This window comes from Mesorhizobium terrae, assembly GCF_008727715.1.
Taxonomy (GTDB): Bacteria; Pseudomonadota; Alphaproteobacteria; order Rhizobiales; family Rhizobiaceae; genus Mesorhizobium; species Mesorhizobium terrae.
The window spans coordinates 2,275,122-2,297,290 of sequence record NZ_CP044218.1; the positions used below are offsets into that span (position 1 = coordinate 2,275,122).

Below are 22,169 nucleotides of genomic sequence, written 5' to 3' on the forward strand. Positions count from 1 at the left end.
CATAGGCTTCAGTGCCCGAGCGCTATATCGAACATCGGCGGACCTTAAGCCCGTTAACCTTGAAAATTCCTTACCGCAAGCGGTCCGCACCGTCTTCGCGACATTGTCACAGAACCCAGGGCGGCGGCAATTTTGTGGCGAAAATCCGGCGATCCCGTCACATTTGCCGCCTCCGGGGCGGCAACGGCCTGTCGTCGACCCCAGGCGGAGCTAGAGGGTGCGGCCCATCGCGAGATATTTCTCGCGGCGCTGCTCGCGGAAATCGGCGTTGGAGCCGGCAAACTCCTTCATCGTCTTGGCGATGAGGTCGCCGGTCGCGGCAATCACCTTTTCCGGCTCGCGATGGGCGCCGCCGAGCGGTTCGGGGACGATGGCGTCGATGATCTTGAGCTCGAGCAGGTCCTGCGCGGTGATCTTCATGTTGGTCGCCGCGTCGCGAGAGCGCGTGGTGTCGCGCCACAGGATGGAGGCGGCGCCCTCGGGCGAGATCACCGAATAGATGGCGTGTTCCAGCATATAGACGCGGTTGGCGGTGGCGATGGCGATGGCGCCACCGGAGCCGCCTTCGCCGATGACGATCGAGATCGACGGCACCTTGAGCCCCAGACCCGCCGAGATCGAGCGGGCGATGGCCTCGGCCTGGCCGCGTTCCTCGGCATCGACGCCGGGGAAGGCGCCGGCGGTGTCGACGAGCGTGACCAGCGGCACCTTGAAACGGTCGGCAAGTTCCATCAGGCGCACCGCCTTGCGGTAGCCCTCGGGCCGCACGGAACCGAAATTGTGCTTGAGGCGGCTCGCGGTGTCGGAACCCTTTTCCTGGCCGAGGATAGCGACCGATTCCCCGCGGAAACGGGCGAAGCCGCCGATCATGGCCTGATCCTCGCCAAAGGCGCGGTCGCCGGCTAGCGGCGTGAAGTCGGTGAACAGGCCGTCGATGTAGTTCAGGCAGTGCGGACGATCAGGATGACGGGCCACCTGCACCTTCTGCCAGGGGGTCAAGGCCTTGTAGGCGTCGCGCAGCGCATCGCGCGAGCGCTTCTCGAGCCGGGCGATCTCGTCGGCGACGTCGACCGCTTCGCCGTTCTCGGCGAGTTTCTTGAGTTCGAGGATCTTGCCCTCAAGATCCTGAACCGGTTTTTCGAAATCGAGATAATTGTACATTCGTGAGCGGACCGCTGCGCCGGAAAACAGAAGGACGGGAAGCCGTGACGGCAGTTCCGAGCTATGGAAACGTCGCCCTCACATAGCGACACCGGGCCTAGTCGGCAAGCGGATGGTGATCGTTCACCAGTCTGACCAGCCTTTCCTCCAGCACATGGGTGTAAATTTGCGTGGTGGAGATGTCGGCGTGGCCGAGCAATTGCTGCACGGCGCGCAGGTCGGCGCCGTTCTGCAAAAGGTGGCTGGCAAAGGCGTGGCGCAGCACGTGCGGCGATATCTTCGTGGCGGCAATGCCGGCCCGCGCGGCCAGCCCCTTCAGTTCGCGCGCGAAAACCTGGCGCGGCAGGTGGCCGCTGTCGGAGGCTGAAGGGAACAGGAACGGGCTTTCGGCATAGGCTGGCAGCTTGGCCCGCGCGGCAAGCCAGGTTTTCATGGCGATGCGCGCCTTGGCGGACAGGGGCACCATGCGCTCCTTGTTGCCTTTGCCGCGCACCATGAAAAAACGGTCGTCGCGCTGCGCCACCGTCACCGGCAGGCCGACCAGCTCGGAAACGCGCAGGCCGGTGGCGTAAAGCACCTCGACCAGCGCATGCAGCCGCAACGCGGCAAGCTGGTCGCCGCCCGGCGGCGGTTCGACCGCCTCTGTCGCGGCACGGTCGAGCAGGCGACCGGCCTCGGCCTCGCCCATGGTCTTGGGCAAGGGGCGGCCCTTTTTCGGGCTGTCCAGCGTGCCGGTCGGGTCATCCTGGCGCAGGCCCTCGGCATAGAGGAACTTGAAGAACTGCCGGAGCGCCGAAAGCTTGCGCGCCTGCGAGGTTGGCGCGAAGCCCTGCGCGGCGATGCCGTCTAGATAGGTGCGGATGTCGGCGGGCGCCGCGTTGGCGAGGTCGCCCTTGATGGTGGCGGCGGCGTCCTCAAGGTCGCGGCGATAGCTCGCCAGCGTGTTTTCGGCAGCACCCCGCTCCGCGCTCATCATTTCGAGGAAGGCTTCGATGCGGGCGGCGCTGCTCATCGCGCTTGGGCTTCCAGGCCTAGTTCTTCTTCGGATTGAGTTTTTCAGGCGGGATGCGCACGGAAAGCTCGGCCTGTTTCGGCGACACGAACATCACCAGCGCGAACATGGCGCCATAAGCGAGGCCGGCCAGGATCGCCAGGGTCACGACGAAGCGGAACAGGGTCGGCATGGGTCTGGTGGGCGCCTTGATTCGTCGGGGTTGCCGGGACCGTGCCGTTATGGGACGGCGATTCCGCCATTTCAAGGGCGCGCATGCGCGCCGCGGGCGGGCGCTGCGCTTGACGCAAGGGGGCTTTTGATGTCGATACGCCGGCAATGAATGCGCAAACAACCCCTTCGCAGGACGAGAACCACGCGCCGCTGATCGAACAGCTCGGCCACCGCTCCATCGTCTTTGTCGGATTGATGGGGGCGGGCAAGACGGCGATCGGCCGCAAGGCGGCTTCCGCGCTCGGCCTGTCCTTCATCGACAGCGACCAGGAGATCGAGGATGTGTCGCGCATGACCGTTCCCGACCTGTTCGAACGGTATGGTGAGACCGAGTTCCGCGCGCTCGAACAGCGCGTCATCCTGAGACTGCTGGAACATGGCCCGCAGGTGCTGTCGACCGGCGGCGGTGCCTTCATGAACGCGCAGACCCGCGAGGCGATCGCCGCACACGGCGTCTCGGTGTGGCTGAAGGCCGATCTCGATCTCCTGATGGACAGGGTATCCAAGAAACAGAACCGGCCGCTCCTGAAGACGCCGGACCCGCGCGCCACGCTGCAAAAGCTGATGGACGACCGCTATCCCGTCTATGCGGGTGCCGACGTGACCGTGCCGACCCGCGACGAGCGCAAGGAAGTGATCGCGGCCGAGGTGATTGCGGCGCTCTACAATCATTTCGGCATCCAGGCGACCATGCCTGCCGGCGGGGAGCACGCATGAACGACAAGACCGTTACCGTCGAGGTGGGGCTTGGCGACCGCGCCTATGACATCCTGATCGGGCCGGGCCTGATCGCACGGGCCGGCGAGACGCTGTCGGCCAGGTTGCCGGGCACACGCGTTGCCATCGTCACCGACGAGAATGTTGCGGCACATCATCTCGAAACGCTGAGGGACGGGCTGGAGCGCGGCGGTGTGGCGGTGGCGGCTGTCGTTACCCTGCCGGCCGGCGAGAAGACCAAGAGTTTCAGCCATCTTCAGGATGTGGTCGACGCGATCCTCGCCGCCAAGCTGGAGCGCCGCGACGCGGTGGTGGCGCTGGGCGGTGGCGTCATCGGCGATCTGGCCGGTTTCGCCTCGGGCATCGTGCGGCGCGGCATGGATTTCGTGCAGGTGCCGACGTCGCTCCTGGCACAGGTCGATTCCTCGGTCGGCGGCAAGACCGGTATCAACAGCGCGCGCGGCAAGAACCTGATCGGCGTCTTCCATCAGCCGAAGCTGGTGCTGGCCGACAGCGGCGTATTGGACACGCTGCCGATCCGCGAATTCCGCGCCGGCTATGCCGAGCTTGCCAAATACGGGTTGATCGACCGGCCGCATTTCTTCGCCTGGCTGGAAAAGAACTGGCAGGACGTGTTCGCCGGCGGCGATGCCCGCATCGAGGCGATCGCCGAAGCCTGCCGCGCCAAGGCCGACGTGGTGGCGCGCGACGAATTCGAGACCGGCGACAGGGCGCTGCTCAATCTCGGCCACACATTCGGCCATGCGCTGGAGGCGGCGACCGCCTATGACAGCGAAAGGCTGGTGCATGGCGAGGGCGTGGCGATCGGCATGGCGCTGGCGCACCGCTTCTCCGCCCGGCTGAACCTCGCCAGCCCAGACGATGCCGCCCGAGTCGAGACGCATTTGCGGGCCGTCGGCCTGCCGTGGCGCCTCGCCGATATTCCGGGCGACCTGCCGGGCGCCGAAAAGCTGTTCGACTACATCACCCAGGACAAGAAGGTGTCGCGCGGCGCGCTGACCTTCATCCTGACGCGCGGCATCGGCCAGTCCTTCATTGCCAAGGACGTGCCGGCTTCCGAGGTGCTGGCCTTCCTGAAAGAGGCACTCGCGGGATGAACGCCGGCTGGATCGTCGCTAGCCTGTTGTGCGCCGCGATCCTCTTCGCCATCGTGCTGCGCAAGCCGTTGCTGGCGATGTTCGACCTGGAGCTTGCCAACCGCAAGCGCCGGCGTCTGTCGCAGCAGGAGACGCGCGCCATCATCCAGCGGCTGCGCAGCGAAACCCAGGCCATGAAGGACGACCGCAGCCGGGTCGAGGCGTTATTGGCGCTGAGCGAGCTGGAAGTCTCCGACGTCATGGTCCACCGCACCAACATGCGTTCGATCAACGCCGACAATGCGCCCGATATGATCGTGCGCGAGGTGTTGCAAAGCCCGCATACGCGGCTGCCGCTGTGGAAGGGTTCGCTCGACAACATCGTCGGCATCCTGCACGCCAAGGACCTGCTGCGCGCGCTCAACGAGGCCGATCACGACTTTTCCTGCATCGACATCCTGAAGATCGCCGCGAAGCCGTGGTTCGTGCCCGACACGACCAGCCTCGACGATCAGCTCAACGCTTTCCTGCGCCGCAAGGCCCACATCGCCATCGTCGTCGACGAATATGGCGAGGTGGAGGGCCTGGTGACGCTGGAAGACATCATCGAGGAGATCGTCGGCGATATCGCCGACGAGCACGACGTCGAGATGCAGGGCGTGAAGCAGGAGGCCGACGGCTCTGTCGTGGTGGAAGGCACGGTGCCGATCCGCGATCTCAACCGCGCACTCGGCTGGGCCTTGCCGGACGAGGAAGCGACGACCATCGCCGGCCTCGTCATTCACGAGGCGCAGTCGATACCGGAAGAAAAGCAGGCGTTCACGTTCCACGGCAAGCGCTTCGTGGTGATGAAGCGCGACAAGAACCGCATCGCCCGTCTGCGGATCAGGCCGGCGTCTGTCGAGGGTCCACCGCAGCCCGCAGCGAAGCCGTAACCGGCTTCGGCCAGAAGAAACGGCCCGCCGCGATCGCTATCGCCGCGCCGGCGAACTGGGCGATGACATATCCAGGGACATGCTGGGGCATAATGCCGGCCGCCGTTCCGGTGAAGGCGCGGATGATGGTCATCGCCGGGTTGGCGAAGGATGTCGAGGCGGTGAACCAGTAGGCGGCGCCGATGTAGAGGCCGACGGCGGCCGGCACCACCGTTGGTCGCCTGGCCGTGCAGCCGGTGATGACGAGGATCAGCCCGAAAGTGGCGATGCCTTCGGCGAACCAGAGCCCGGGCCCGCTGCGGGCTGTCGCGGACAATTGCAACAGTGGCAGTTCGAACATGGCGTGTGCGGCCCAGGTGCCGGCCAGGAAGCCGGCGAGCTGTGCGGCTACATAGGGGACAAAGTCACGCCATTTGAGCTCACCGTCGGCGGCGAAGGCCAGGCTGACGACGGGATTGAGATGCGCGCCCGAAACCGGACCGAAGGTCCAGATCAAAACGACCAGCATGGCCCCGGTCGACATCGAGGTGACAAGCAGCGCGAGTGCGGCTGACGCCTCCGCCAGCTTCGCCCCCATGATGCTCGACCCCACGACGGTGGCGAGCAGGAAGGCCGATCCGAGCGCTTCGGCGGCCAACCGTCTGGAAAGAGGTGTGTCCATGTCCCCGACCCCATCTGGGAGTTTCCGTCCGCGCGTGAAAGCGGTCACCGGCGGCTTCTTAGGCGTTTCTCTCCGACGCTGTTCAGATCGTCTAGCCGTCTGGCCGGAGGAAGTGTTTCAAAGCGGGTGCCTACCAGCGCGTCTTTTCGCCGGGGGCGGCGGGTTCGATCGCCAAGGCGTGCAGGCCGGCCTTCAATTCGTCGGCGAGAGCCAGGTTGACGGCGCGGTGACGGTCGATGCGGCTCATGCCGGCAAAGGCCGGAGAGACGATGCGGATGCGGAAATGCGTCTCGCCGGTGCCGTCGAAGGTGGCGTGATGGCCGGATTCGACATGATGGTGGCCGGCATGGAGGTGGCTTTCGTTGACGACGGCCAATCGTTCGGGCGCAAAAGCATCGCTCAGCTTCTTTTCCATCGCCGTCTGCATGGACATTGCCATTCTCCTTCACCACATAGGCGTCATCGCCACTATTTTTGTCGCGGCGCTGGCCGTCAACGTCTCGTTTAAGCCGCGATTCAGCGGTTAGGGCGATCATCGCTGAAATGTCAATTCTTGTATCGCCGGGCGAACAGCCCATAAATGGGGTCAGATGAAGCCCTATCCAAAATATTTCGAGAAACTCCGCATTCGTCCGGAAAAGGACGCGGAGCTGAAGTCGCGCGCGCCGCTGTGCCAGTGGGACGGCTGCAAGGAGCCCGGCACGCATCGCGCGCCGGTGGGGCGCATGGCCGAGGGGCAGTATTTCAAGTTCTGCTTCGAGCATGTGCGCGAATACAACAAGGGTTTCAATTACTTCTCTGGTGTCTCCGATTCCGAGATCGCACGTTTCCAGAAGGAGGCGATGACCGGTCATCGGCCCACCTGGACCATCGGCACGAATGGCGGGACGCACACCGCGCCGGATTTCGCAAAGCAGCGCTCGGGCCGCGCCGGCTACCACAACCGCATGCGCGACCCCTTCAACCTGTTCAACGAGCCGCGCGACCGCGGCGCCCCGCGCGAGCGCAAGGCCAAGCCGCTTGAGGCCAAGGCGCTGGAAACGCTTGGTCTTGACGCAAAGGCGACTGGCCAAGACATCAAGGCGCGTTATAAGGAATTGGTGAAGCGCCACCATCCCGACGCGAATGGTGGCGACAGAGGTTCGGAAGACCGGTTCCGCGATGTGCTGCAAGCCTATCGCGTGCTCAAGCAGGCGGGCCTGTGTTGAGCTCAAGCTGAGCTGAGGTCGTGCCTTTTTCCAACTATCATCGGGTTGGAAAAGGTTTTATGACCGCCCCGAACAATTTGGGTTGCCGGCGAAGCGCGTCGCTTCGCCCGTGGAGACGTTGAGACGCATGAACAAGGTCGATCGCGATATCGCCAATCTGCCGGACACGACTGTGTCGGTGAAGGAAAAATTCGGCTTCGAGTCCAAGATGGTCGTGCCGGCCTATTCGGTGGCCACCGAACATGTGCCGGACATCGATCCCGACTATCTGTTCGACCAGCACACCACCATGGCGATCCTGGCGGGCTTTGCCTACAACCGCCGCGTCATGGTGTCGGGCTATCACGGCACCGGCAAGTCGACCCATATCGAGCAGGTCGCGGCCCGGCTCAACTGGCCCTGCGTGCGCGTCAACCTCGACAGCCATGTCAGCCGTATCGACCTCGTCGGCAAGGACGCCATCGTCGTCAAGGAAGGCATGCAGGTCACCGAATTCCGCGACGGCATCCTGCCCTGGGCCTACCAGCACAATGTCGCGCTCTGCTTCGACGAATACGATGCCGGCCGCCCGGACGTGATGTTCGTCATCCAGCGCGTGCTGGAATCGTCGGGTCGCTTGACCCTGCTCGACCAGAGCCGCGTCATCCGCCCGCATCCGGCCTTCCGCCTGTTCGCCACCGCCAACACGGTCGGCCTCGGCGACACCACCGGCCTCTATCACGGCACCCAGCAGATCAACCAGGCGCAGATGGACCGCTGGTCGATCGTGACGACGCTGAACTATCTGCCGCACGACAACGAGGTGGCGATCGTTCTGGCCAAGGCCAAGCACTACAAGAACGAGAAGGGCAAGGACATCGTCAACAAGATGGTGCGCGTCGCCGACATGACGCGCTCCGCCTTCATCAACGGCGATCTGTCGACTGTCATGAGCCCGCGCACGGTGATCACCTGGGCCGAAAACGCCGAAATCTTCGGCAATGTCGGCATGGCGTTCCGGTTGACCTTCCTCAACAAGTGCGACGAGCTGGAACGTTCGGTGGTGGCCGAGTTCTATCAGCGCGCCTTCGGCGAGGATCTGCCGGAAAGCGCTGCCAATGTGGTGCTTGGCTAAACGGGAAATTCCATGGCCGGCCCCGGCGACAACACGCGCAACAAGCCGAAGAACGGCTCGGATACGGATGCCTTCAAGCGCGCCGTGACGGTGTGCATGCGGGCCATCTCTGGCGACAAGGAGATGGAGGTCGGCTTCGCCAAGGAGCGGCCGGCGCTCGCGGGCAGCCGCGCCCGGCTGCCGGATCTGCCGAAGAAGGCGTCGGCGACCGACATCGCCGTGACCCGCGGCCTGGGCGATTCCATGGCGCTGAAACGCGCCTGCCACGATAGCCGTATCCACACCCGACTGGCGCCGGAAGGCAAGCAAGCGCGCTCCATCTTCGACGCGGTCGAGCAGGCTCGCGTCGAGGCGATCGGCTCGCGCATGATGGCCGGCGTCGCCGATAATATCGGCACGATGCTGGAGGACAAATACGCCAAGGCCAATCTGGCCGATGTGCGCGACCGCGCCGACGCTCCGCTCGAGGAGGCGCTGGCGCTGATGGTACGCGAGAAGCTGACCGGCCGCGCCGTGCCGAAGAGCGGCGAGCGCATGGTCGACCTGTGGCGGCCCTGGGTCGAGGACAAGGCCGGCGCCGACCTCGACGGGCTTGCTGGCAAGCTGGAAGACCAGCAGGCCTTCGCCCGCGTCGTGCGCGATATGCTGGCTTCCATGGAAATGGCCGAGGAACTCGGCGACGACCAGGAAACGGAAGACACCGAGGACGACCAGGACGACCAGCCGCAAGGCGAGGAACAGAGCGAGGAAGGCGGCGAGGACGATTCCGGCTCCGACCAGTCGCAGTCCGAGGATGCCGACGCCTCCGACGACGAGGAATCGGCCGAGGCCGAGGCCACCGACGCCACCTCGCAGGATTTGTCCGACGAGGACGATGCCGACGCGGAGACGCCGGGCGAAGCCAAGCGCAACGACAATCCCTTCGCCACCATCTCCAAGGATGTCGACTACAAGGTCTTCTCGACCGCCTTCGACGAGACGGTGGGTGCCGAGGAACTGTGCGACGAAGAAGAGCTCGACCGGCTGCGCGCCTTCCTCGACAAGCAGCTCGCCAATCTGTCGGGCGTGGTCGGCCGGCTGGCCAATCGCCTGCAGCGCCGCCTGATGGCGCAGCAGAACCGTTCCTGGGATTTTGATCTCGAGGAAGGGTATCTCGACCCGGCCCGGCTGGTGCGCGTCGTCATCGATCCGATGCAGCCGCTTTCCTTCAAGCAGGAACGCGACACCAAGTTCCGCGATACGGTGGTGTCTCTGGTGCTCGACAATTCCGGTTCGATGCGCGGCCGCCCGATCACGGTGGCGGCGACCTGCGCCGACATCCTGGCGCGCACGCTGGAGCGCTGCGGCGTTTCGGTCGAGATCCTCGGCTTCACCACCCGCGCCTGGAAGGGCGGGCAGGCGCGCGAGAAGTGGCTGAAGGACGGCAAGCCGCCGAACCCCGGCCGCCTCAACGATCTGCGCCACATCATCTACAAGAGCGCCGACATGCCGTGGCGCCGCGCCCGACGCAATCTCGGCCTGATGATGCGTGAGGGCCTATTGAAGGAAAACATCGACGGTGAAGCGCTGTTGTGGGCGCATCAGCGCCTGATCGCGCGGCCTGAACAGCGCAAGATCCTGATGATGATTTCGGACGGCGCGCCGGTCGACGATTCGACGCTGTCGGTCAATCCGGGCAACTATCTGGAGCGCCATCTGCGCGCCGTCATCGATCTGATCGAGACACGTTCGCCGGTCGAGCTGCTCGCCATCGGCATCGGCCATGACGTGACGCGTTATTATCGCCGCGCCGTCACCATCGTCGACGCCGAAGAACTGGCCGGCGCCATGACCGAGCAACTCGCCTCGCTGTTTGGCGAGGAGACCGCGCGCGACGTGCGCCGTGGCGGTTTCCGGCGCGCTTCGTGAGCCTTTCAAACGGCGTGCGGGCGACGGGGTGGCGTGGCTGGCTTTGCGTTCTAGCGGCCGGTCTGCTCACCTCCACATCGGCTTTCGCCGCCGAACGCCAGCCGGTCGAGCCGGTCGACATCAGCGTGCGGGGGATCACCGAGTTTCATATCGGCCGGGATGAAAGGATGTTCGGACCGCTGGAATTCGTCGGCGGGCTGGAGATGACCGGCTCCTCGCGCGATTTCGGTGCCTTGTCGGCCTTCCGGTTCATCCACGCGGGCAGCGATTTCATCGGCGTCACCGACACCGGCTTCTGGTATTTCGGTTCGATCGCGCGCATGGCGCAGGGGCGACCCTTCGCCATCTTCAACTTCACCATGCAGCAGATGGTCGACGAGGCCGGCAAGCCGATCGACAAGAAATGGGATGTCGATGCCGAGGGCCTCGACGTCAAGGACGGCATCGCCACCGTCGGCTTCGAGCGGAAGCATCGTATCGCGCAGTTCAAGATCGATGCCGCCGGCATGAAGGCGCCGTTCAAGCTGCTCGATTTCCTGGTGCCGGTGCGCGAGCTGCGCCAGAACCGCGGCTTCGAGACGGTGACGCGCGCGCCGGCCGAAGGGCCGCTGAAAGGCGCCCTGGTGGTGGTGTCTGAAAAGAGCCTCGACAAGGACGGCAACATCTATGCCGCCATCATCGAAGGGCCGGGCAAGGGCATCTTCACCGTTCGCCGCAAAGGCGAGTTCGACATCACCGACGGCGCGTTTCTGCCCAATGGCGACCTGTTGCTGCTGGAACGCTCGTTCTCGATGGCCAGCGGCGTCAAGATGCGGCTGCGGCGCATTGCCGGCGCCGAGATCGCCAAGGGCAAGGTCGCCGACGGATCGGTGCTGCTGGAGGCCGACATGGCCTACCAGATCGACAATATGGAAGGCATGGATGTCTGGCGGCGGGACGACGGCAAGCTGATCGTGTCGCTTGTCTCCGACGACAATCACTCCATCCTGCAGCGCAATCTCTATCTGGAATTCATCCTGCACGAGGATTGAGCGCAGCGATGGCACCGGTTCCGAGGCTCCATTGAGAGCGGGAAGCATGTTGGAAGGGGCGTTCTCCTGCCGGGAAACACCCCTTCATCGCTACAATGTTCTAGTCTGCCCTTGCGAGCTCCAGCCGCATGACGACCTCGTCGCCCAATATCTGGCCGGTCTCGCGAAACCCTTCCTGACGGTACAGGTTGGCGGCCGTCTCGTTCTCGGGATAAACGCCGAGATAGACGGCGTCGCAGCCTGGAATGGCCGACATGCGTTCGACCACGGCGCGCAGGGCGGCGCGACCGAAGCCGCGTTTCTGGAAGCGCTTGTCGATCATCAGGCGATAGATCCACCAATTGCCGTCGTCGCCGTCCAGCGCATACATGGCGAAACCGACCAGGTCGTCAATGACGACCGGCTCGTCGCCCGAAAAGACGCCAAGCGGCACACAGGCGGGGTTCTCGTCGGCTTCCTCCAGGGATTCAGCATTGGTGGCGACGAAGTCGTCCTGATCATCGCCTACATCGAGGGCAATAACAGCCTCGCGCTCGGCCTCGCCGAGCGATTTCAAAACAACAGTCATTTTTGCTTGGTTCCGTCAGTTGAAGGCTTCGTCGGTCGAAAGCTTTGTCAGTTGAAAGCTTTGTTAGTCGAAGACCGGGCGGAAGAAAGAACGCTCGTAGCTGAGGAAACACTGGGTTTCCTCGTAGTAGCGCATGGCGGCCTGGCATTCAGGGTCCGATGCGGCCTTTGTCCTGTATTCTTCGTAGGCTGCCAGGCTCGGGAAGGTGAACAAGGCAAGGGCCACATTGCTCGCGCCTTCCGAGGGCATGAAATAGCCGTGGTGGTTGCCGCCGAATTTTTCGACAAGCGGAATCCAGAGCCTGCCGTAGTGTTCGAACTCCTTCAGTCGCGCGGGATTGAGGATGTAGCGCAGGTAACAGGTGACCATGATTGCTCCGGCGGTCTGTTGAGAGCGGAGAAAAACATGATGCATCGTCCGGCGGTAGAGCCAGCCGAAACGAGTTCGTTGCGATGTGATTGTTGTTAGCTCGGTTTGAGCGCCAGCCAGATGGTGTGCTTGGCGCCGCGCTTGCCATGGGCGCGCACGGTGACCGCCTCGGCGGCGAAGCCGCATTGCTGGAGGCGGCGGGTGAAGCCGCGATCCGGTCCCGATGACCACACCGCGAGCACGCCACCGGGACGCAGGGCATTGCGGGCGGCCTTGAGCCCGGCGAAGCCATAGAGGTCGTCATTGCCTTCCTGCGTCAGCCCCTCGGGGCCATTGTCGACATCGAGCAGGATGGCGTCATAGTCGCTGCGGGCGGCATCGATCAGCCGGCCGACGTCGGCCTCGCGCACGATGACGCGCGGGTCGTCGAGGCAGCCGTCGAAAATGGTTGCCATCGGACCACGTGCCCAGGTGACCACCGCTGGCACCAGTTCGGCAACGGTAACGCGGCTGTCAGCGCCAAGCTCGGCAAGTGCGGCGCGCAGCGTGAAACCCATGCCGAGACCACCGATCAGGACGTGAATGCGGTCGCTTTTGTCGATCTTGTCGAGGGAGAGCCTGGCCAGCGCTTCTTCCGAACCGCTGAGGCGGCTGTTCATCAGCTCGTTGGAGCCGAGCATGATGGAGAATTCGGTGCCGCGCCGTTTCAGCCGCAGTTCCTGCTTGCCGTCAGGTGTCCTGGCGGCGTCGAGCTGTTCCCAGGGGATCAAGGCTGGACCGGCGCCGGCTGGCTCCAGCGCGCCGCGATCAGCCTGTAGGGGATCAGCGCGAAGACGGCGATGATCAACTTGACCGACAGGTCGCCAAGCGCCCAGGACAGCCAGCGCATCGTTTCCACCGGCAGAGCGCCGAGCAGCGGCGCATTTTCCAGCGCGAAGGCGTCATTGGGGCCGGCGAAGGCGAAAGCCGCTGAAAAGGCGATCGAGAAAAACACCAGCGTATCGAACACCGAACCGACCAGTGTGCCGAAGATCGGCGCGCGCCACCAGCTTTGCCGGCGCAGCCAGTTGAAGACGGTGACGTCGAGCAATTGCGCGGTGAGGAAGGCCGCACCCGAGGCGCAGGCGATGCGCACCAGACGGGCGGCGGCGGTGTCGAACTCGATCAGCCCGGCGCGGAAAAGCAGCGGCGGGATGACGATGGAGCACACAACAGCCGTCATGAAGCCGACGAAGACGATGCGGCGCGCTACGGCCGGGCCGTAGCGGCGATTGGCGAGATCGGTCACCAGGAAGGAGAAGGGATAGGTGAAGGCGCCCCAGGTCAGGATGTCGGCCAGCGACAGCGTGCCGACCTGTCCCTGCATGGGGAACTGCACGAGAATGTTCGACGCCACCACGACGAGCGCCATGGCGAGCACGAAAGGCAGATATCTGGAAAGAAACTGCATTTTTTTATCCTGGGTAATGGAACCAGCGGAGCGCCTGGCCGGGACGGGCGGCGCATCCTTCATTCGAGCATCGGATAGGTGGGTTCAGGAAACCTGCCGTTCCGATGCCCAGGCGGTCGTCCCCCGCCTGAAAGCGATCAGGCGGCGATCTGGCCGGCCGTCTTCTTGGCGATCTGCTTCTTCAGCAGACGAGCGCGCTGCGACAGTTCCTTCTCGTCGGCCTTGGCCAGGAAGGCGTCGAGGCCACCGCGATGCTCGACCGAACGCAGGGCGTTGGCCGAAATGCGCAGGCGAACGTTCTGGTTCAGCGCTTCCGAGATGAGCGTGACATTGACCAGGTTCGGCAGGAAGCGACGCTTGGTCTTGTTGTTGGCGTGGCTCACATTGTTGCCGGTCATGACGGCTTTGCCGGTGAGTTCGCAAGCGCGGGACATTTTTGCTACCTTCAGTTCGTATCCGGCCAAACCTTCGACCGCGCCATATGGCGCGCGGTGCTGTCGGCGGCCTCAAGGAAAAAGTTGGCGTTCCATAGTTGCATTTAGCCGGGGCGTCAAGCGTTGTTCGGCCCGAGTGCCGGGTAATCGCCTCCCGGACCGGGCTTTCTTCCCTGTCGACGCCCGCCGATCACGACGCTTCAATCGGCCGGCGCGCGGCTGTCGCCGCCAGGAAAACCAGTATGACCGCACCAGCACCGAAGACGACATTGCCGGCCAGCGCGATGAATGGAGAGATACCCAGATATTGAGCGTGCTGGAACCCGGCCCAGACATAGGTCATCAGGGCGCCGCTGGCGAGGGCGACACCATGAGCTCGGTTCCATTGCGGCGAGCGCGACCATCGCCAGACAAGCGCTATGCCAAGCAGCACGACGACACACCACAGGCCGGCGACAACCCATTTGGACAAAAGCTCCGCAAGCACGTCGCGAAGCATCAGCAGGCTGGTGAGGAGAAAGCCGGCCAGGCCAACGTTTCGTGGCGAAGGCGTTGTCGCCTCCGCCACGCTTGGCGGTGAGGGCATCCAGAAGGCGGCAATGACCAGAACGAGGATGGCGAGGCCCGAGGCGACGAACTGGCCGGGCGAGGCAATGAATTTTTCCGATTCGATCTGGCCATAAGTCAGCAAGGCGGACCCGACAACAAAGACAATCGCGGTGACGCCGAGACCGAGCGGTTTGAGCCAGGGCCGCTGCGGTGTCGGGTCGAAGGCCTCGATCAGGGCGATCGGCACGGCGATGCTCCAGATGGTGTGCAGCGTCAGCACATCCTGGATCAACCCCATGCTGGTGCCGAGGGCTTCGACGCGCGTGTCGGCATAGGCGGCGGCCATGTCGAAGCCGTTGTAGTGCGGGTTCCACAGCATCTGGTCGATCGGACCCTCTTCCAGCAGCGCATAGGCTGCCGCCAAGAGAAGGATCGTCGGCCAACCGCGGCCGCTGCGGCGCGCGACCTCGCGGATCAGAAGGGCACCGCAGCCATACATGGGCGCGAGCAGAACGATCCACCCGAGACCGGTTATCGGCTGATTGCCGAGCAGCCACTCGCCAACCAGGGGCGCCAGGAGCACCAGAGATATCGCCAGGACAATGGGGCGGCGCTTGACGGACGACATCGTCGGGTGCCTTCAGCAGGGGTATCTCCGCAATAATAGAGTATGTGCTCTATTATTGCAATTCCCGGAGAAGGAGGCGAGAGACAGCAGCGAGCAGGAGCCCGTTCCGAAGACTGGAACAGGTCACTCCTCCGCACGCGGAGCCTGGTCGTGTGGGATCGATGGCTAGGAGGAAGAGCGGTTAAGACGCACGTCCTGGAAACCGGAAGCGGCGATCGTGCTGCACAGGTCGAACCATTCGCAGCCCTGGCAGGCCTGCCGCGTGGTGCCGGCGCGGAAAGCCTGGCGCATGCGCTCGATTGTCGGACCGTCCAGGGAAAATCGCTCGCCTTCGCGGACCGGACGGCCGATCAGGGTCTCGACCGCATCGGCCGCCAATCGGTCGCGCTCGGACACGCTGTCCTGGAAACAGTGGTGATCGGTTTCGGTGAGCCTTGGCTGGCAGATGTCGTCTGGACCGGCGACGAGGAGCATGTCCTCGCCGCCGCTCAAACGTTCCACCACCCGGTCATAGCCTTGCGTGAAGGCCTCGCTGTAGCCCTTGCCGACATAGGTCAGCATGCACAGCAGGTGATGGGCGCGGATGCGGACGGTCACGTCAGCCCCGCGAAGTCGGATGATCTCAGAGCGAGATCTTGGCGCGACGCACCGCTTCGATGGTGGCGGTAGCCAGCACGGCCTTCAGGATGCCGCCGAGCACGAAGGGGGCGAAGCCGAAAGTGTAGGCCTTTTCCGCGCCAATCATGCCGGCAAGCACGATGGTGCCGAACACCAGGATGAAAGCGTTGCCGGCCAGCATGGCGACGACGTTGCGGACCAGGCGGCCCTCGGCGGTCCAGCCGCGCTCGGCCAGCCAGCCGACAAGAGCGGCGGCGATCGGGAAGGCGGCGAGATAACCGGCGGTCGGGCCGGCGAAGTGGGCGAGGCCACCGGCGCCGCCTGCGAGGACCGGAGCGCCGAGCGCAGCTTCACCCAGCCAAGCGAGAACCGTGGCAAGGCCGAGGCGCCAGCCATAGAGTGCGCCGACCAGCGTGACGGCGAAGGTCTGCATGGTCATCGGCACCGGGAACATCGGCACCTCGATCCAGGACGAGGCGGCGAGGAACAACGAGCCCAGGAAGACCGCGGCGACTTTGACCGCCAGCGGGCGGCCGGCAAGGCGCAACGGGACAAAAGTGGTGGAAGTCATGGCGGGAGCGTTCATCGGGCCTCTCCGGGTCAATTATGGTTCGCGCCGACGTTTGTTGCCGGCTTGTCGCGCATATTTCACAGCTGCATGGTGCAACGCAACTAAAGAACGCGACAAGCGGATTGCCATGTCCGACCCGTGAGCACGAACAAGGCTAGCTTTGGCTCGATGCCGTTCCGACCGCGCTGGTTGCAACGACGAGCGCCACGCCGATGAGTTGCAGGGCCGCCATTGCCTGACCGAGGACGATGAAGCCGGCGCTGGCGCCGATTGCCGGCTCCAGGCTCATCAGCAGCCCGAACGCCGACGCGTTCATGCGGCGAAGCGCCATGAGCTCGAGCGCGTAGGGAAACAAGGGAACAAGCACCGCGAGCAGCCCTGTCGTCACGAGTGCTTCCGGGGAAAGTCCCAGCTGTGCCTGGTGAAAGCCGAAGGGCGTTGCGACAAGGGCGGCAAACAGCAAGGAAAGGCACAGGCCTTCCAGACCTTCGAACTGCTGGCCGGCATATTTCGTCAGCACGATATAGCCGCCCCAGCCAACCGCCGCGCCGAGCGCGAACAGCACGCCGATCGTGTCGGCCACCCATGCGCTGCCGTCCCAGGAAATACAAAGGACACCGAGCGCCGCGATGACCGGGCATAAGAGACGCCAGCCTCGCCCGCCGAAGATCGTGGCGACGGTCAGAGGTCCCAGAAACTCGATCGCCACGGCGAGCCCGAGCGGAATGCGTTCGATCGCGGCGAAGAAGCAGAGCGTCATCATCGCCATGACCGCACCCAGCGCCGCGGCCGTCGCCCATTGCCGCCTTGAAAAACTGAGCAGCGGCGGGCGCACGACTATCATCAGCACGATTGCCGCCCAGCAAAGCCGCAGCCAGGTCGTGCCGAACGGTCCCAGTTCCTGCATGGCTGGTCGGGAGAATGCCGCGCCGAATTGCACGCTGGACATTGAAAGCAGGCAGAAGGCGATTGCGAGATAGAAGCCCCCGCGAGAATGTTGCCTGACAGGCGCATTCCATTGCGGATCGGCGGTTTCAGCTTCGGCCATGACAAAACGTTCCCTTACCTGTCAGGGCCAGCAATAGATGAATTGGCAAATTCAGGAATGGTGATAATTCTGATGCTCGTATCAGGAATTTTTATGTTTTGTCGATCGAGCGATCGGCGAACCCCTCGCGCAGAAACGATGCCAGCTCGTTGACCAGCGGGGGCGAGTTCGCGCCAACAAAGATGCCGAACTCGGCGATCGGGGCGGGCGGCAAGCGCAGGCGACCTTGCACATTCTCGCAATCCGGCGGCAGGCTTTCGGGAAGCATAAGGCCGATGCCGAAGCCCGCCCTCAATCCCGACACCAGGGCCGCGAATGTCGAGACGCGGCAGCCGACACGCCAGGGCAGCCCGGCCTCCGCGAGCGATGCCAGCATCCGGTCCTGCCAGGAGCAGGCGCTTTCGAAGAGGACGAGCGGAAGCTCCGCTTCAGCGTCGATCTCGATGATGCGGCTCGCACCCCAGACCAGAGGTCGCGACATATAGCCGGATGGCGCCGAGGCGAAACGGACCGGATCGGCGATCACGATGTCGCTGCGGCCCTCGTCGATCGCCTTGGCGAGATCCGCGCCGCTCGCCGATGTCAGGGCGATCTCGACCGAAGGATGCCGGCGACGAAAATCGGCGATGATGGAAGGAAGCCTCGTCATCGCGAGATCCTCGATGATGCCGAGCCTTACCCGTCCGATCAGCATGCGCCCGGCGATCTGGCGGCGGACATCTTCGCCAAGGGCGATGGTCTTGCGGGCATAAGCGAGAACGATTTCGCCGGCCTCGGTGAGGATCATGCCGCGCGAGGAACGCAGCAAAAGCTGGCTGCCGAACTCGGCTTCCAGGCGCTGAAGCTGCATGGAGACCGCGGCCTGGGTGCGGGAGAGACGCAAGGCTGCCTTGCTGACCGTGCCTGCTTCGGCAACGGCAACGAAGGCACGCAGCAGGCGGATATCGAGATCTGCTTCCATCAGCAGGCCTTATTTCGTGGCAACCGGTATAAGGCTAGGCGCTGGTGCGGAGCGAGGCAACTCTCCAGAACGGGTGTGGTCGAACCGTGGGTGTCGCCTTCGATGGAAGGTCGCGGCGGGGATTGCCGTCATCCTCACACAAATGCCGGAATCGACCTGTTGAGAGACGCCTGGGGACATGCTGGATTAGCTTTCGATTGTTGCCGACCGTCAAAAGGATCGCAGTCTTGATGCCGCGTCTTGTCGTTACCCTGCCCATGCTGTTTGCGCTGGCCGCGCCGGCCGCGGCCGCCGATTCCTTCCATGGCGAATACACGGTCTCTTTCTTTGGCATCACGGTGGCCCGATCGAGTTTCGACAGCCACTACGAAGGCGATAAATACACGATCGACGGCAGCGCCTCCGCCGCCGGGCTGGCGCGTATCTTCGACGATACGTCGGGCACGCTGACGGCAAGCGGGCGCTTTTCGCGCGAGGGCGTGCAGTCGCAGGGCTTCCGCGCCGACTACACGTCGGGCAAGAAGGTGTCGATGGTCGACATCCGCTTTACCGGCGGCAAGGTGTCTTACACCCAGGTGCTGCCGCCGCCAAAACCGCGCGGCGACGACTGGCTGCCGCTCGACGCCGGCGACTTGAAGGGGGTTGCCGATCCGATCGCCGCCACCGTCATCCGCGCCGGCAGCCTCGACAGCGTCTGCGGCCGGACGGTGAAGATGTATGACGGTGAGATGCGCGCCAATCTGGTGCTGACGCCGGTCAGCAAGGGCAAGATGGCGGTGAAGGGGTATCAGGGGCCGACGGTGACCTGCCGCATGAACCTGCAGCCGGTTTCGGGCTACGCCCAGCGGCGCAAGGCGCTCAAATTCCTGCGTGACCGCTCCAAGATCATGGTGACGTTTGCGCCGCTCGGCCAAACCGGGATATATGCGCCGATCTATGCAACCGTAGGCACCGAGATCGGCACGATCACAGTCAAGGCACGGCGGTTCGAGGCAAAAAACTAGGCGCGCAAAGACGCGCCACCGGGAGGGGGACATGGGGCGCGCGACACTGATAGGCTTTTGCGCCGTGGCGATGTGGGCGCTTCTGGCGCTGCTCACCGACGCTTCCGGCACGATGCCGCCGTTCCAGCTTTCGGCCATCACCTTCGCCATCGGCACCTGTGTCGGCCTGGTGGCGCGGCTGTTCATGCCCGCCGCCGCCAAGCAGGAACCGGTCCCGGCCATCGTGTGGGTGATCGGCATTGCCGGCCTGTTCGGCTATCACTTTTTCTACTTCACCGCGCTGCGCAACGCGCCTGCGGTGGAGGCCAGCCTCATCGCCTATCTGTGGCCGCTGCTGATCGTGTTGGGCTCGGCCCTGATGCCGGGCGAGAAGCTGGCCTGGAACCATGTCGCCGGCGCTCTGCTCGGCCTCGCCGGCACGTTCCTGATCGTCACCAAGGGTGGCGGGCTGGCGTTCGACGCCCGCTACGGCTTCGGCTATGCCATGGCGGCGGTCTGCGCGGTCGTGTGGTCGTCCTATTCGCTGCTGTCGCGGCGCTTCCCGTCGGTGCCGACGACGATCGTCACATGGTTCTGCCTGGCGACCTCGGTGCTTTCGCTGGTCTGCCACCTGCTGCTTGAGCAGACTGTGTGGCCGCAGAATTCAGGCCAGTGGCTGGCGGTGCTGGCTCTCGGCCTGATGCCGGTCGGCGCGGCCTTCTATGCCTGGGACATCGGCGTCAAGCGCGGCAACATCCAGGTGCTGGGCGCCGCCAGCTATGCCGCGCCGCTTCTTTCCACGCTGGTGCTGATCGCGGCTGGTTTCGCGGAGCCCAGCTTGCGCATCCTCGCCGCCTGCGTGCTGATCACCGGCGGCGCCGTTCTGGCGGCGAAATCGCTTTTGTTCGGCAAGCGCGCGACGGTCGAGAATGGAGCGGGCGCATGATGCCGTTTCCAGGTGGCATCGAGGCGACGCCGAACGGCACGCTGATCTTTTCCGTCGTGGCGGCGGTCGTCTACGGTTTCGCGATCAGTCAGCCGCCGTCGCTGTTGCGTTCGGCTGCCAAGACGCTTGCGGTCGCACTTCTAGCCGCGCTCGCCTTTCTTCTCGGCGGGCCGCTGTTGCTGGTCGCCGCACTCGTACTCAGCGCACTGGGCGACGCGTTCCTGTCGCGCGACGGCGAAGTCGCTTTCCTCGGCGGGCTGGGCAGCTTCCTCGCCGCGCATCTGGCCTATGTCGTGCTGTTCGTGGCGATGGGCAGTGGCCTTGCGGCGCTCGGCGCCGCATCCTGGCGCGTTGTTGCCGCGCTTGTCATGGCGGTGTTCGCGGCCGGCATGTTGCGGCTTCTGTGGCCGCGCATCGGATCCGACCTGAAAGCGCCGGTCGCCGTCTACGTTGCCGCCATTTTCGCCATGGGCGTGACCGCGCTGACCACCGGCAACGCGTTGGTCATTGCCGGGGCGGTGATGTTCATGGCTTCGGACGCGTTGCTGGCGACCGAGAAATTCTTGGCCGACACCGTGGAAGGGCATCGCGTCTGGATGCGCTATGCGGTGTGGGTGCTCTATTACGTGGCGCAGATGGCCATCGCGATGGGCTTCCTGCGCCCGGTTTAGGAAACCTTCGGCTGCCAGCCAGGTTCCGCCAGTTCGAACACTGAGAAGTCGAATCCCGGCGCCACCGTGCAGCCGACGAGGGTCCAGTCGCCGAGGCTTCGGGCGGTCTGCCACCATCCCGCCGGCACGACGATCTGCGGGCGTTCGCCAGCGGCAAGATCGATGCCTAGCACATGCTGGCTGACGTCACCGCCTTCCCGGTGCATCGAAAGCTCTATCGGCGCACCGGCGTGATGGTGCCAGATTTCCGAAGCGTCCTTCACCCGATGCCATGCCGAGACCTGACCGCGTTCGAGCAGGAAGTAGATGGCGGTCGAATGACCGCGCCCGCCTTGCGGCGCATCGCGGAAGGTCTCGACATACCAACCGCCTTCCGGATGCGGCTTCATGTCGAGCGTGGCGACGATCCCGGCCGGCGTCATCATTCAGAAAATGTCCTTGCGCTTGCGGATCTCGGCGAAGACCTCGGCGTCGCTCGCCTTCTCCATGCCGAGATGCCGGCGGATCGCCGGATCGTGCCAGCGCAGGAATGGATTGGTCGACAGTTCCTCGCCGATGGTGGTGGGAAGCGTCGGCTTGTCGGCGGCGCGCAGTTTTTCGATTTTCGCGGCACGTTCCTTCAGGGCGGAATTGGTCGGATCGACCGTCAATGCGAAACGCGCATTGGACAGCGTGTATTCGTGGCCGCAATAGACCGCAGTGTCGGCCGGCAGGGCGGCCAGTTTCTTCAGCGAATCGTACATCACCGCCGCCGGCGCCTCGAACAGCCGGCCACAGCCAAGCGCGAACAAAGTGTCGGCGGTGAAGACGACCTTCGACTGCGGGAAATGGTAGGAGACATGGCCGGCGGTATGGCCGGGCGTGGCGATCACTTCCACGGTCTCGGTACCGAATTTCAAGCTGTCGCCGCCCTTCACGGTGCGGTCGATGCCCGGGATCTTGGCCTTCTCCGCCGCCGGGCCGACGATCTCCAGACCGAAGCGCTGTTTGAGCGCGAGATTGGCCTCGACATGATCGGTATGGTGGTGAGTGGTGAGGATCAGCGACGGCGTCCAGCCGGTGTGTTTCACCGCGGCAAGGATGGCGGCCTCCTCCGGCGCGTCGATCAGCGCGACCGCGCCGCTCGCCGGCTCGCGAATGAGCACGCCGAAATTGTCCTGGCGACACATGAACTGCTCGATCTCGATCGCCATGGCCGGTCTCCTTGATTGCCGCAGACATAAGAGGCCCGATGCCTCCTGTCACCCTTTAAAGATGCCGGCGCGATCCTACTTGTCCCAGGACACGGTCGACAGGCCGCGCTTTGTTGACTCCAG

27 protein-coding genes are annotated in these 22,169 nt (G+C 64.4%); 10 read left to right on the forward strand and 17 right to left on the reverse strand.

The genetic code is table 11. From position 1 onward, the window contains the following. Window positions 1–210: 210 nt before the first annotated feature. From FZF13_RS12315 to FZF13_RS12325, 3 genes are all read right to left on the reverse strand, one after another. Entirely contained in the window at window positions 211–1,161 is a 951-nt protein-coding gene (locus FZF13_RS12315) for an acetyl-CoA carboxylase carboxyltransferase subunit alpha (RefSeq protein WP_024922852.1), read from the reverse strand. 97 nt (window positions 1,162–1,258) lie between these two features. After that, a complete protein-coding gene (locus FZF13_RS12320) occupies window positions 1,259–2,173 on the reverse strand; it encodes a site-specific tyrosine recombinase XerD (RefSeq protein WP_024922851.1) in 915 nt (304 codons plus the stop codon). A 19-nt stretch (window positions 2,174–2,192) separates the two neighbouring features. Further along, window positions 2,193–2,345 carry a hypothetical protein gene (locus FZF13_RS12325; RefSeq protein WP_024922850.1) on the reverse strand — a complete coding sequence of 51 codons (153 nt, stop codon included), beginning with the start codon at window positions 2,343–2,345 and terminating at the stop codon, window positions 2,193–2,195. A 146-nt stretch (window positions 2,346–2,491) separates the two neighbouring features. On the opposite strand from FZF13_RS12325, the gene FZF13_RS12330 reads away from it, so the two are divergent. From FZF13_RS12330 to FZF13_RS12340, 3 genes are read left to right on the forward strand one after another with little or no spacing between them, the layout of a single operon-like run. After that, window positions 2,492–3,103, forward strand: a complete 612-nt coding sequence (locus FZF13_RS12330; protein WP_024922849.1) for a shikimate kinase — start codon at window positions 2,492–2,494, stop codon at window positions 3,101–3,103. Beyond that, on the forward strand, window positions 3,100–4,221 hold the full coding sequence (gene aroB / locus FZF13_RS12335) for a 3-dehydroquinate synthase (RefSeq protein WP_024922848.1): 1,122 nt from the start codon (window positions 3,100–3,102) through the stop codon (window positions 4,219–4,221). Before FZF13_RS12330 ends, aroB begins: the two co-directional genes overlap by 4 nt. Further along, window positions 4,218–5,135, forward strand: a complete 918-nt coding sequence (locus FZF13_RS12340; RefSeq protein ID WP_024922847.1) for a transporter associated domain-containing protein — start codon at window positions 4,218–4,220, stop codon at window positions 5,133–5,135. Before aroB ends, FZF13_RS12340 begins: the two co-directional genes overlap by 4 nt. Here FZF13_RS12340 and FZF13_RS12345 read toward each other — a convergent pair. Continuing rightward, window positions 5,086–5,796, reverse strand: coding sequence for an aquaporin (locus tag FZF13_RS12345; RefSeq protein ID WP_024922846.1), 711 nt, complete (start codon window positions 5,794–5,796; stop codon window positions 5,086–5,088). The genes FZF13_RS12340 and FZF13_RS12345 overlap by 50 nt on opposite strands. A 130-nt stretch (window positions 5,797–5,926) precedes the next feature. Further along, a complete protein-coding gene (locus FZF13_RS12350) occupies window positions 5,927–6,229 on the reverse strand; it encodes a BolA family protein (RefSeq protein WP_024922845.1) in 303 nt (100 codons plus the stop codon). A 157-nt stretch (window positions 6,230–6,386) separates the two neighbouring features. Here FZF13_RS12350 and FZF13_RS12355 point away from each other — a divergent pair, with 157 nt between their 5' ends. From FZF13_RS12355 to FZF13_RS12370, 4 genes are all read left to right on the forward strand, one after another. Further along, window positions 6,387–7,004 carry a J domain-containing protein gene (locus FZF13_RS12355; RefSeq protein WP_024922844.1) on the forward strand — a complete coding sequence of 206 codons (618 nt, stop codon included), beginning with the start codon at window positions 6,387–6,389 and terminating at the stop codon, window positions 7,002–7,004. A 127-nt stretch (window positions 7,005–7,131) separates the two neighbouring features. Beyond that, window positions 7,132–8,118, forward strand: coding sequence for a cobaltochelatase subunit CobS (gene cobS, locus FZF13_RS12360; protein ID WP_024922843.1), 987 nt, complete (start codon window positions 7,132–7,134; stop codon window positions 8,116–8,118). A gap of 12 nt (window positions 8,119–8,130) precedes the next feature. After that, window positions 8,131–10,026, forward strand: coding sequence for a cobaltochelatase subunit CobT (cobT, locus tag FZF13_RS12365; RefSeq protein WP_024922842.1), 1,896 nt, complete (start codon window positions 8,131–8,133; stop codon window positions 10,024–10,026). Beyond that, a complete protein-coding gene (locus FZF13_RS12370) occupies window positions 10,023–11,057 on the forward strand; it encodes an esterase-like activity of phytase family protein (RefSeq protein WP_024922841.1) in 1,035 nt (344 codons plus the stop codon). Before cobT ends, FZF13_RS12370 begins: the two co-directional genes overlap by 4 nt. A gap of 100 nt (window positions 11,058–11,157) precedes the next feature. Here FZF13_RS12370 and FZF13_RS12375 read toward each other — a convergent pair whose 3' ends face one another. The 10 genes from FZF13_RS12375 to FZF13_RS12420 form a co-directional block, all read right to left on the reverse strand. Next, the gene (locus tag FZF13_RS12375) at window positions 11,158–11,625 is read right to left on the reverse strand and encodes a GNAT family N-acetyltransferase (protein ID WP_024927264.1); all 468 of its coding nucleotides are present in this window, start codon (window positions 11,623–11,625) and stop codon (window positions 11,158–11,160) included. Between the two features lie 63 nt (window positions 11,626–11,688). Further along, window positions 11,689–11,994, reverse strand: coding sequence for an NIPSNAP family protein (locus FZF13_RS12380; protein ID WP_024922839.1), 306 nt, complete (start codon window positions 11,992–11,994; stop codon window positions 11,689–11,691). Window positions 11,995–12,089: 95 nt separating this feature from the next. After that, window positions 12,090–12,764 carry a spermidine synthase gene (locus FZF13_RS12385; RefSeq protein WP_024922838.1) on the reverse strand — a complete coding sequence of 225 codons (675 nt, stop codon included), beginning with the start codon at window positions 12,762–12,764 and terminating at the stop codon, window positions 12,090–12,092. Further along, a complete protein-coding gene (locus FZF13_RS12390) occupies window positions 12,761–13,444 on the reverse strand; it encodes a queuosine precursor transporter (protein WP_024922837.1) in 684 nt (227 codons plus the stop codon). Before FZF13_RS12390 ends, FZF13_RS12385 begins: the two co-directional genes overlap by 4 nt. A gap of 137 nt (window positions 13,445–13,581) precedes the next feature. Further along, entirely contained in the window at window positions 13,582–13,878 is a 297-nt protein-coding gene (gene rpmB, locus FZF13_RS12395) for a 50S ribosomal protein L28 (protein ID WP_024922836.1), read from the reverse strand. A 190-nt stretch (window positions 13,879–14,068) separates the two neighbouring features. Continuing rightward, a complete protein-coding gene (locus FZF13_RS12400) occupies window positions 14,069–15,055 on the reverse strand; it encodes a hypothetical protein (protein WP_024922835.1) in 987 nt (328 codons plus the stop codon). A gap of 165 nt (window positions 15,056–15,220) precedes the next feature. Then, entirely contained in the window at window positions 15,221–15,652 is a 432-nt protein-coding gene (locus tag FZF13_RS12405; protein WP_024922834.1) for a DUF1284 domain-containing protein, read from the reverse strand. A 25-nt stretch (window positions 15,653–15,677) separates the two neighbouring features. After that, the gene (locus tag FZF13_RS12410) at window positions 15,678–16,259 is read right to left on the reverse strand and encodes a biotin transporter BioY (protein ID WP_024922833.1); all 582 of its coding nucleotides are present in this window, start codon (window positions 16,257–16,259) and stop codon (window positions 15,678–15,680) included. A gap of 139 nt (window positions 16,260–16,398) precedes the next feature. Beyond that, window positions 16,399–17,292 carry an EamA family transporter gene (locus FZF13_RS12415; protein ID WP_024922832.1) on the reverse strand — a complete coding sequence of 298 codons (894 nt, stop codon included), beginning with the start codon at window positions 17,290–17,292 and terminating at the stop codon, window positions 16,399–16,401. Window positions 17,293–17,383: 91 nt separating this feature from the next. After that, entirely contained in the window at window positions 17,384–18,253 is an 870-nt protein-coding gene (locus FZF13_RS12420; protein ID WP_024922831.1) for a LysR family transcriptional regulator, read from the reverse strand. A gap of 230 nt (window positions 18,254–18,483) precedes the next feature. On the opposite strand from FZF13_RS12420, the gene FZF13_RS12425 reads away from it, so the two are divergent. Genes FZF13_RS12425 through FZF13_RS12435 form a run of 3 tightly spaced genes read left to right on the forward strand, consistent with a single transcriptional unit; the run spans window position 18,484 to window position 20,853 of the window. Further along, window positions 18,484–19,257 (forward strand): DUF3108 domain-containing protein, encoded by a 774-nt coding sequence (locus FZF13_RS12425; RefSeq protein WP_024922830.1) that lies wholly within the window; start codon window positions 18,484–18,486, stop codon window positions 19,255–19,257. Between the two features lie 31 nt (window positions 19,258–19,288). Next, on the forward strand, window positions 19,289–20,182 hold the full coding sequence (yddG, locus tag FZF13_RS12430) for an aromatic amino acid exporter YddG (protein WP_024922829.1): 894 nt from the start codon (window positions 19,289–19,291) through the stop codon (window positions 20,180–20,182). Then, a complete protein-coding gene (locus FZF13_RS12435) occupies window positions 20,179–20,853 on the forward strand; it encodes a lysoplasmalogenase (protein WP_024922828.1) in 675 nt (224 codons plus the stop codon). Before yddG ends, FZF13_RS12435 begins: the two co-directional genes overlap by 4 nt. Here the strand turns inward: FZF13_RS12435 and FZF13_RS12440 are convergent. Beyond that, entirely contained in the window at window positions 20,850–21,278 is a 429-nt protein-coding gene (locus FZF13_RS12440) for a cupin domain-containing protein (RefSeq protein WP_024922827.1), read from the reverse strand. The two genes, FZF13_RS12435 and FZF13_RS12440, sit on opposite strands and share 4 nt — an antisense overlap. After that, a complete protein-coding gene (gene gloB / locus FZF13_RS12445) occupies window positions 21,279–22,046 on the reverse strand; it encodes a hydroxyacylglutathione hydrolase (RefSeq protein ID WP_024922826.1) in 768 nt (255 codons plus the stop codon). It abuts the gene before it with no gap. Between the last annotated feature and the right edge of the window lie 123 nt (window positions 22,047–22,169).

Bases quoted from the DNA above. Each gene is read 5' to 3' on its own strand.
- FZF13_RS12340 (WP_024922847.1), top strand. From the start codon at position 4,218: ATGAACGCCGGCTGGATCGTCGCTAGCCTGTTGTGCGCCGCGATCCTC.
- FZF13_RS12390 (WP_024922837.1), bottom strand. From the start codon at position 13,444: ATGCAGTTTCTTTCCAGATATCTGCCTTTCGTGCTCGCCATGGCGCTC.
- cobT (WP_024922842.1), top strand. From the start codon at position 8,131: ATGGCCGGCCCCGGCGACAACACGCGCAACAAGCCGAAGAACGGCTCG.
- FZF13_RS12330 (WP_024922849.1), top strand. From the start codon at position 2,492: ATGAATGCGCAAACAACCCCTTCGCAGGACGAGAACCACGCGCCGCTG.
- FZF13_RS12435 (WP_024922828.1), top strand. From the start codon at position 20,179: ATGATGCCGTTTCCAGGTGGCATCGAGGCGACGCCGAACGGCACGCTG.
- FZF13_RS12415 (WP_024922832.1), bottom strand. From the start codon at position 17,292: ATGGCCGAAGCTGAAACCGCCGATCCGCAATGGAATGCGCCTGTCAGG.
- rpmB (WP_024922836.1), bottom strand. From the start codon at position 13,878: ATGTCCCGCGCTTGCGAACTCACCGGCAAAGCCGTCATGACCGGCAAC.
- FZF13_RS12345 (WP_024922846.1), bottom strand. From the start codon at position 5,796: ATGGACACACCTCTTTCCAGACGGTTGGCCGCCGAAGCGCTCGGATCG.
- FZF13_RS12375 (WP_024927264.1), bottom strand. From the start codon at position 11,625: ATGACTGTTGTTTTGAAATCGCTCGGCGAGGCCGAGCGCGAGGCTGTT.
- FZF13_RS12325 (WP_024922850.1), bottom strand. From the start codon at position 2,345: ATGCCGACCCTGTTCCGCTTCGTCGTGACCCTGGCGATCCTGGCCGGC.
- FZF13_RS12315 (WP_024922852.1), bottom strand. From the start codon at position 1,161: ATGTACAATTATCTCGATTTCGAAAAACCGGTTCAGGATCTTGAGGGC.
- aroB (WP_024922848.1), top strand. From the start codon at position 3,100: ATGAACGACAAGACCGTTACCGTCGAGGTGGGGCTTGGCGACCGCGCC.
- cobS (WP_024922843.1), top strand. From the start codon at position 7,132: ATGAACAAGGTCGATCGCGATATCGCCAATCTGCCGGACACGACTGTG.
- FZF13_RS12410 (WP_024922833.1), bottom strand. From the start codon at position 16,259: ATGAACGCTCCCGCCATGACTTCCACCACTTTTGTCCCGTTGCGCCTT.
- gloB (WP_024922826.1), bottom strand. From the start codon at position 22,046: ATGGCGATCGAGATCGAGCAGTTCATGTGTCGCCAGGACAATTTCGGC.
- FZF13_RS12355 (WP_024922844.1), top strand. From the start codon at position 6,387: ATGAAGCCCTATCCAAAATATTTCGAGAAACTCCGCATTCGTCCGGAA.
- FZF13_RS12420 (WP_024922831.1), bottom strand. From the start codon at position 18,253: ATGGAAGCAGATCTCGATATCCGCCTGCTGCGTGCCTTCGTTGCCGTT.
- FZF13_RS12320 (WP_024922851.1), bottom strand. From the start codon at position 2,173: ATGAGCAGCGCCGCCCGCATCGAAGCCTTCCTCGAAATGATGAGCGCG.
- FZF13_RS12425 (WP_024922830.1), top strand. From the start codon at position 18,484: ATGCCGCGTCTTGTCGTTACCCTGCCCATGCTGTTTGCGCTGGCCGCG.
- FZF13_RS12350 (WP_024922845.1), bottom strand. From the start codon at position 6,229: ATGTCCATGCAGACGGCGATGGAAAAGAAGCTGAGCGATGCTTTTGCG.
- FZF13_RS12380 (WP_024922839.1), bottom strand. From the start codon at position 11,994: ATGGTCACCTGTTACCTGCGCTACATCCTCAATCCCGCGCGACTGAAG.
- yddG (WP_024922829.1), top strand. From the start codon at position 19,289: ATGGGGCGCGCGACACTGATAGGCTTTTGCGCCGTGGCGATGTGGGCG.
- FZF13_RS12400 (WP_024922835.1), bottom strand. From the start codon at position 15,055: ATGTCGTCCGTCAAGCGCCGCCCCATTGTCCTGGCGATATCTCTGGTG.
- FZF13_RS12440 (WP_024922827.1), bottom strand. From the start codon at position 21,278: ATGATGACGCCGGCCGGGATCGTCGCCACGCTCGACATGAAGCCGCAT.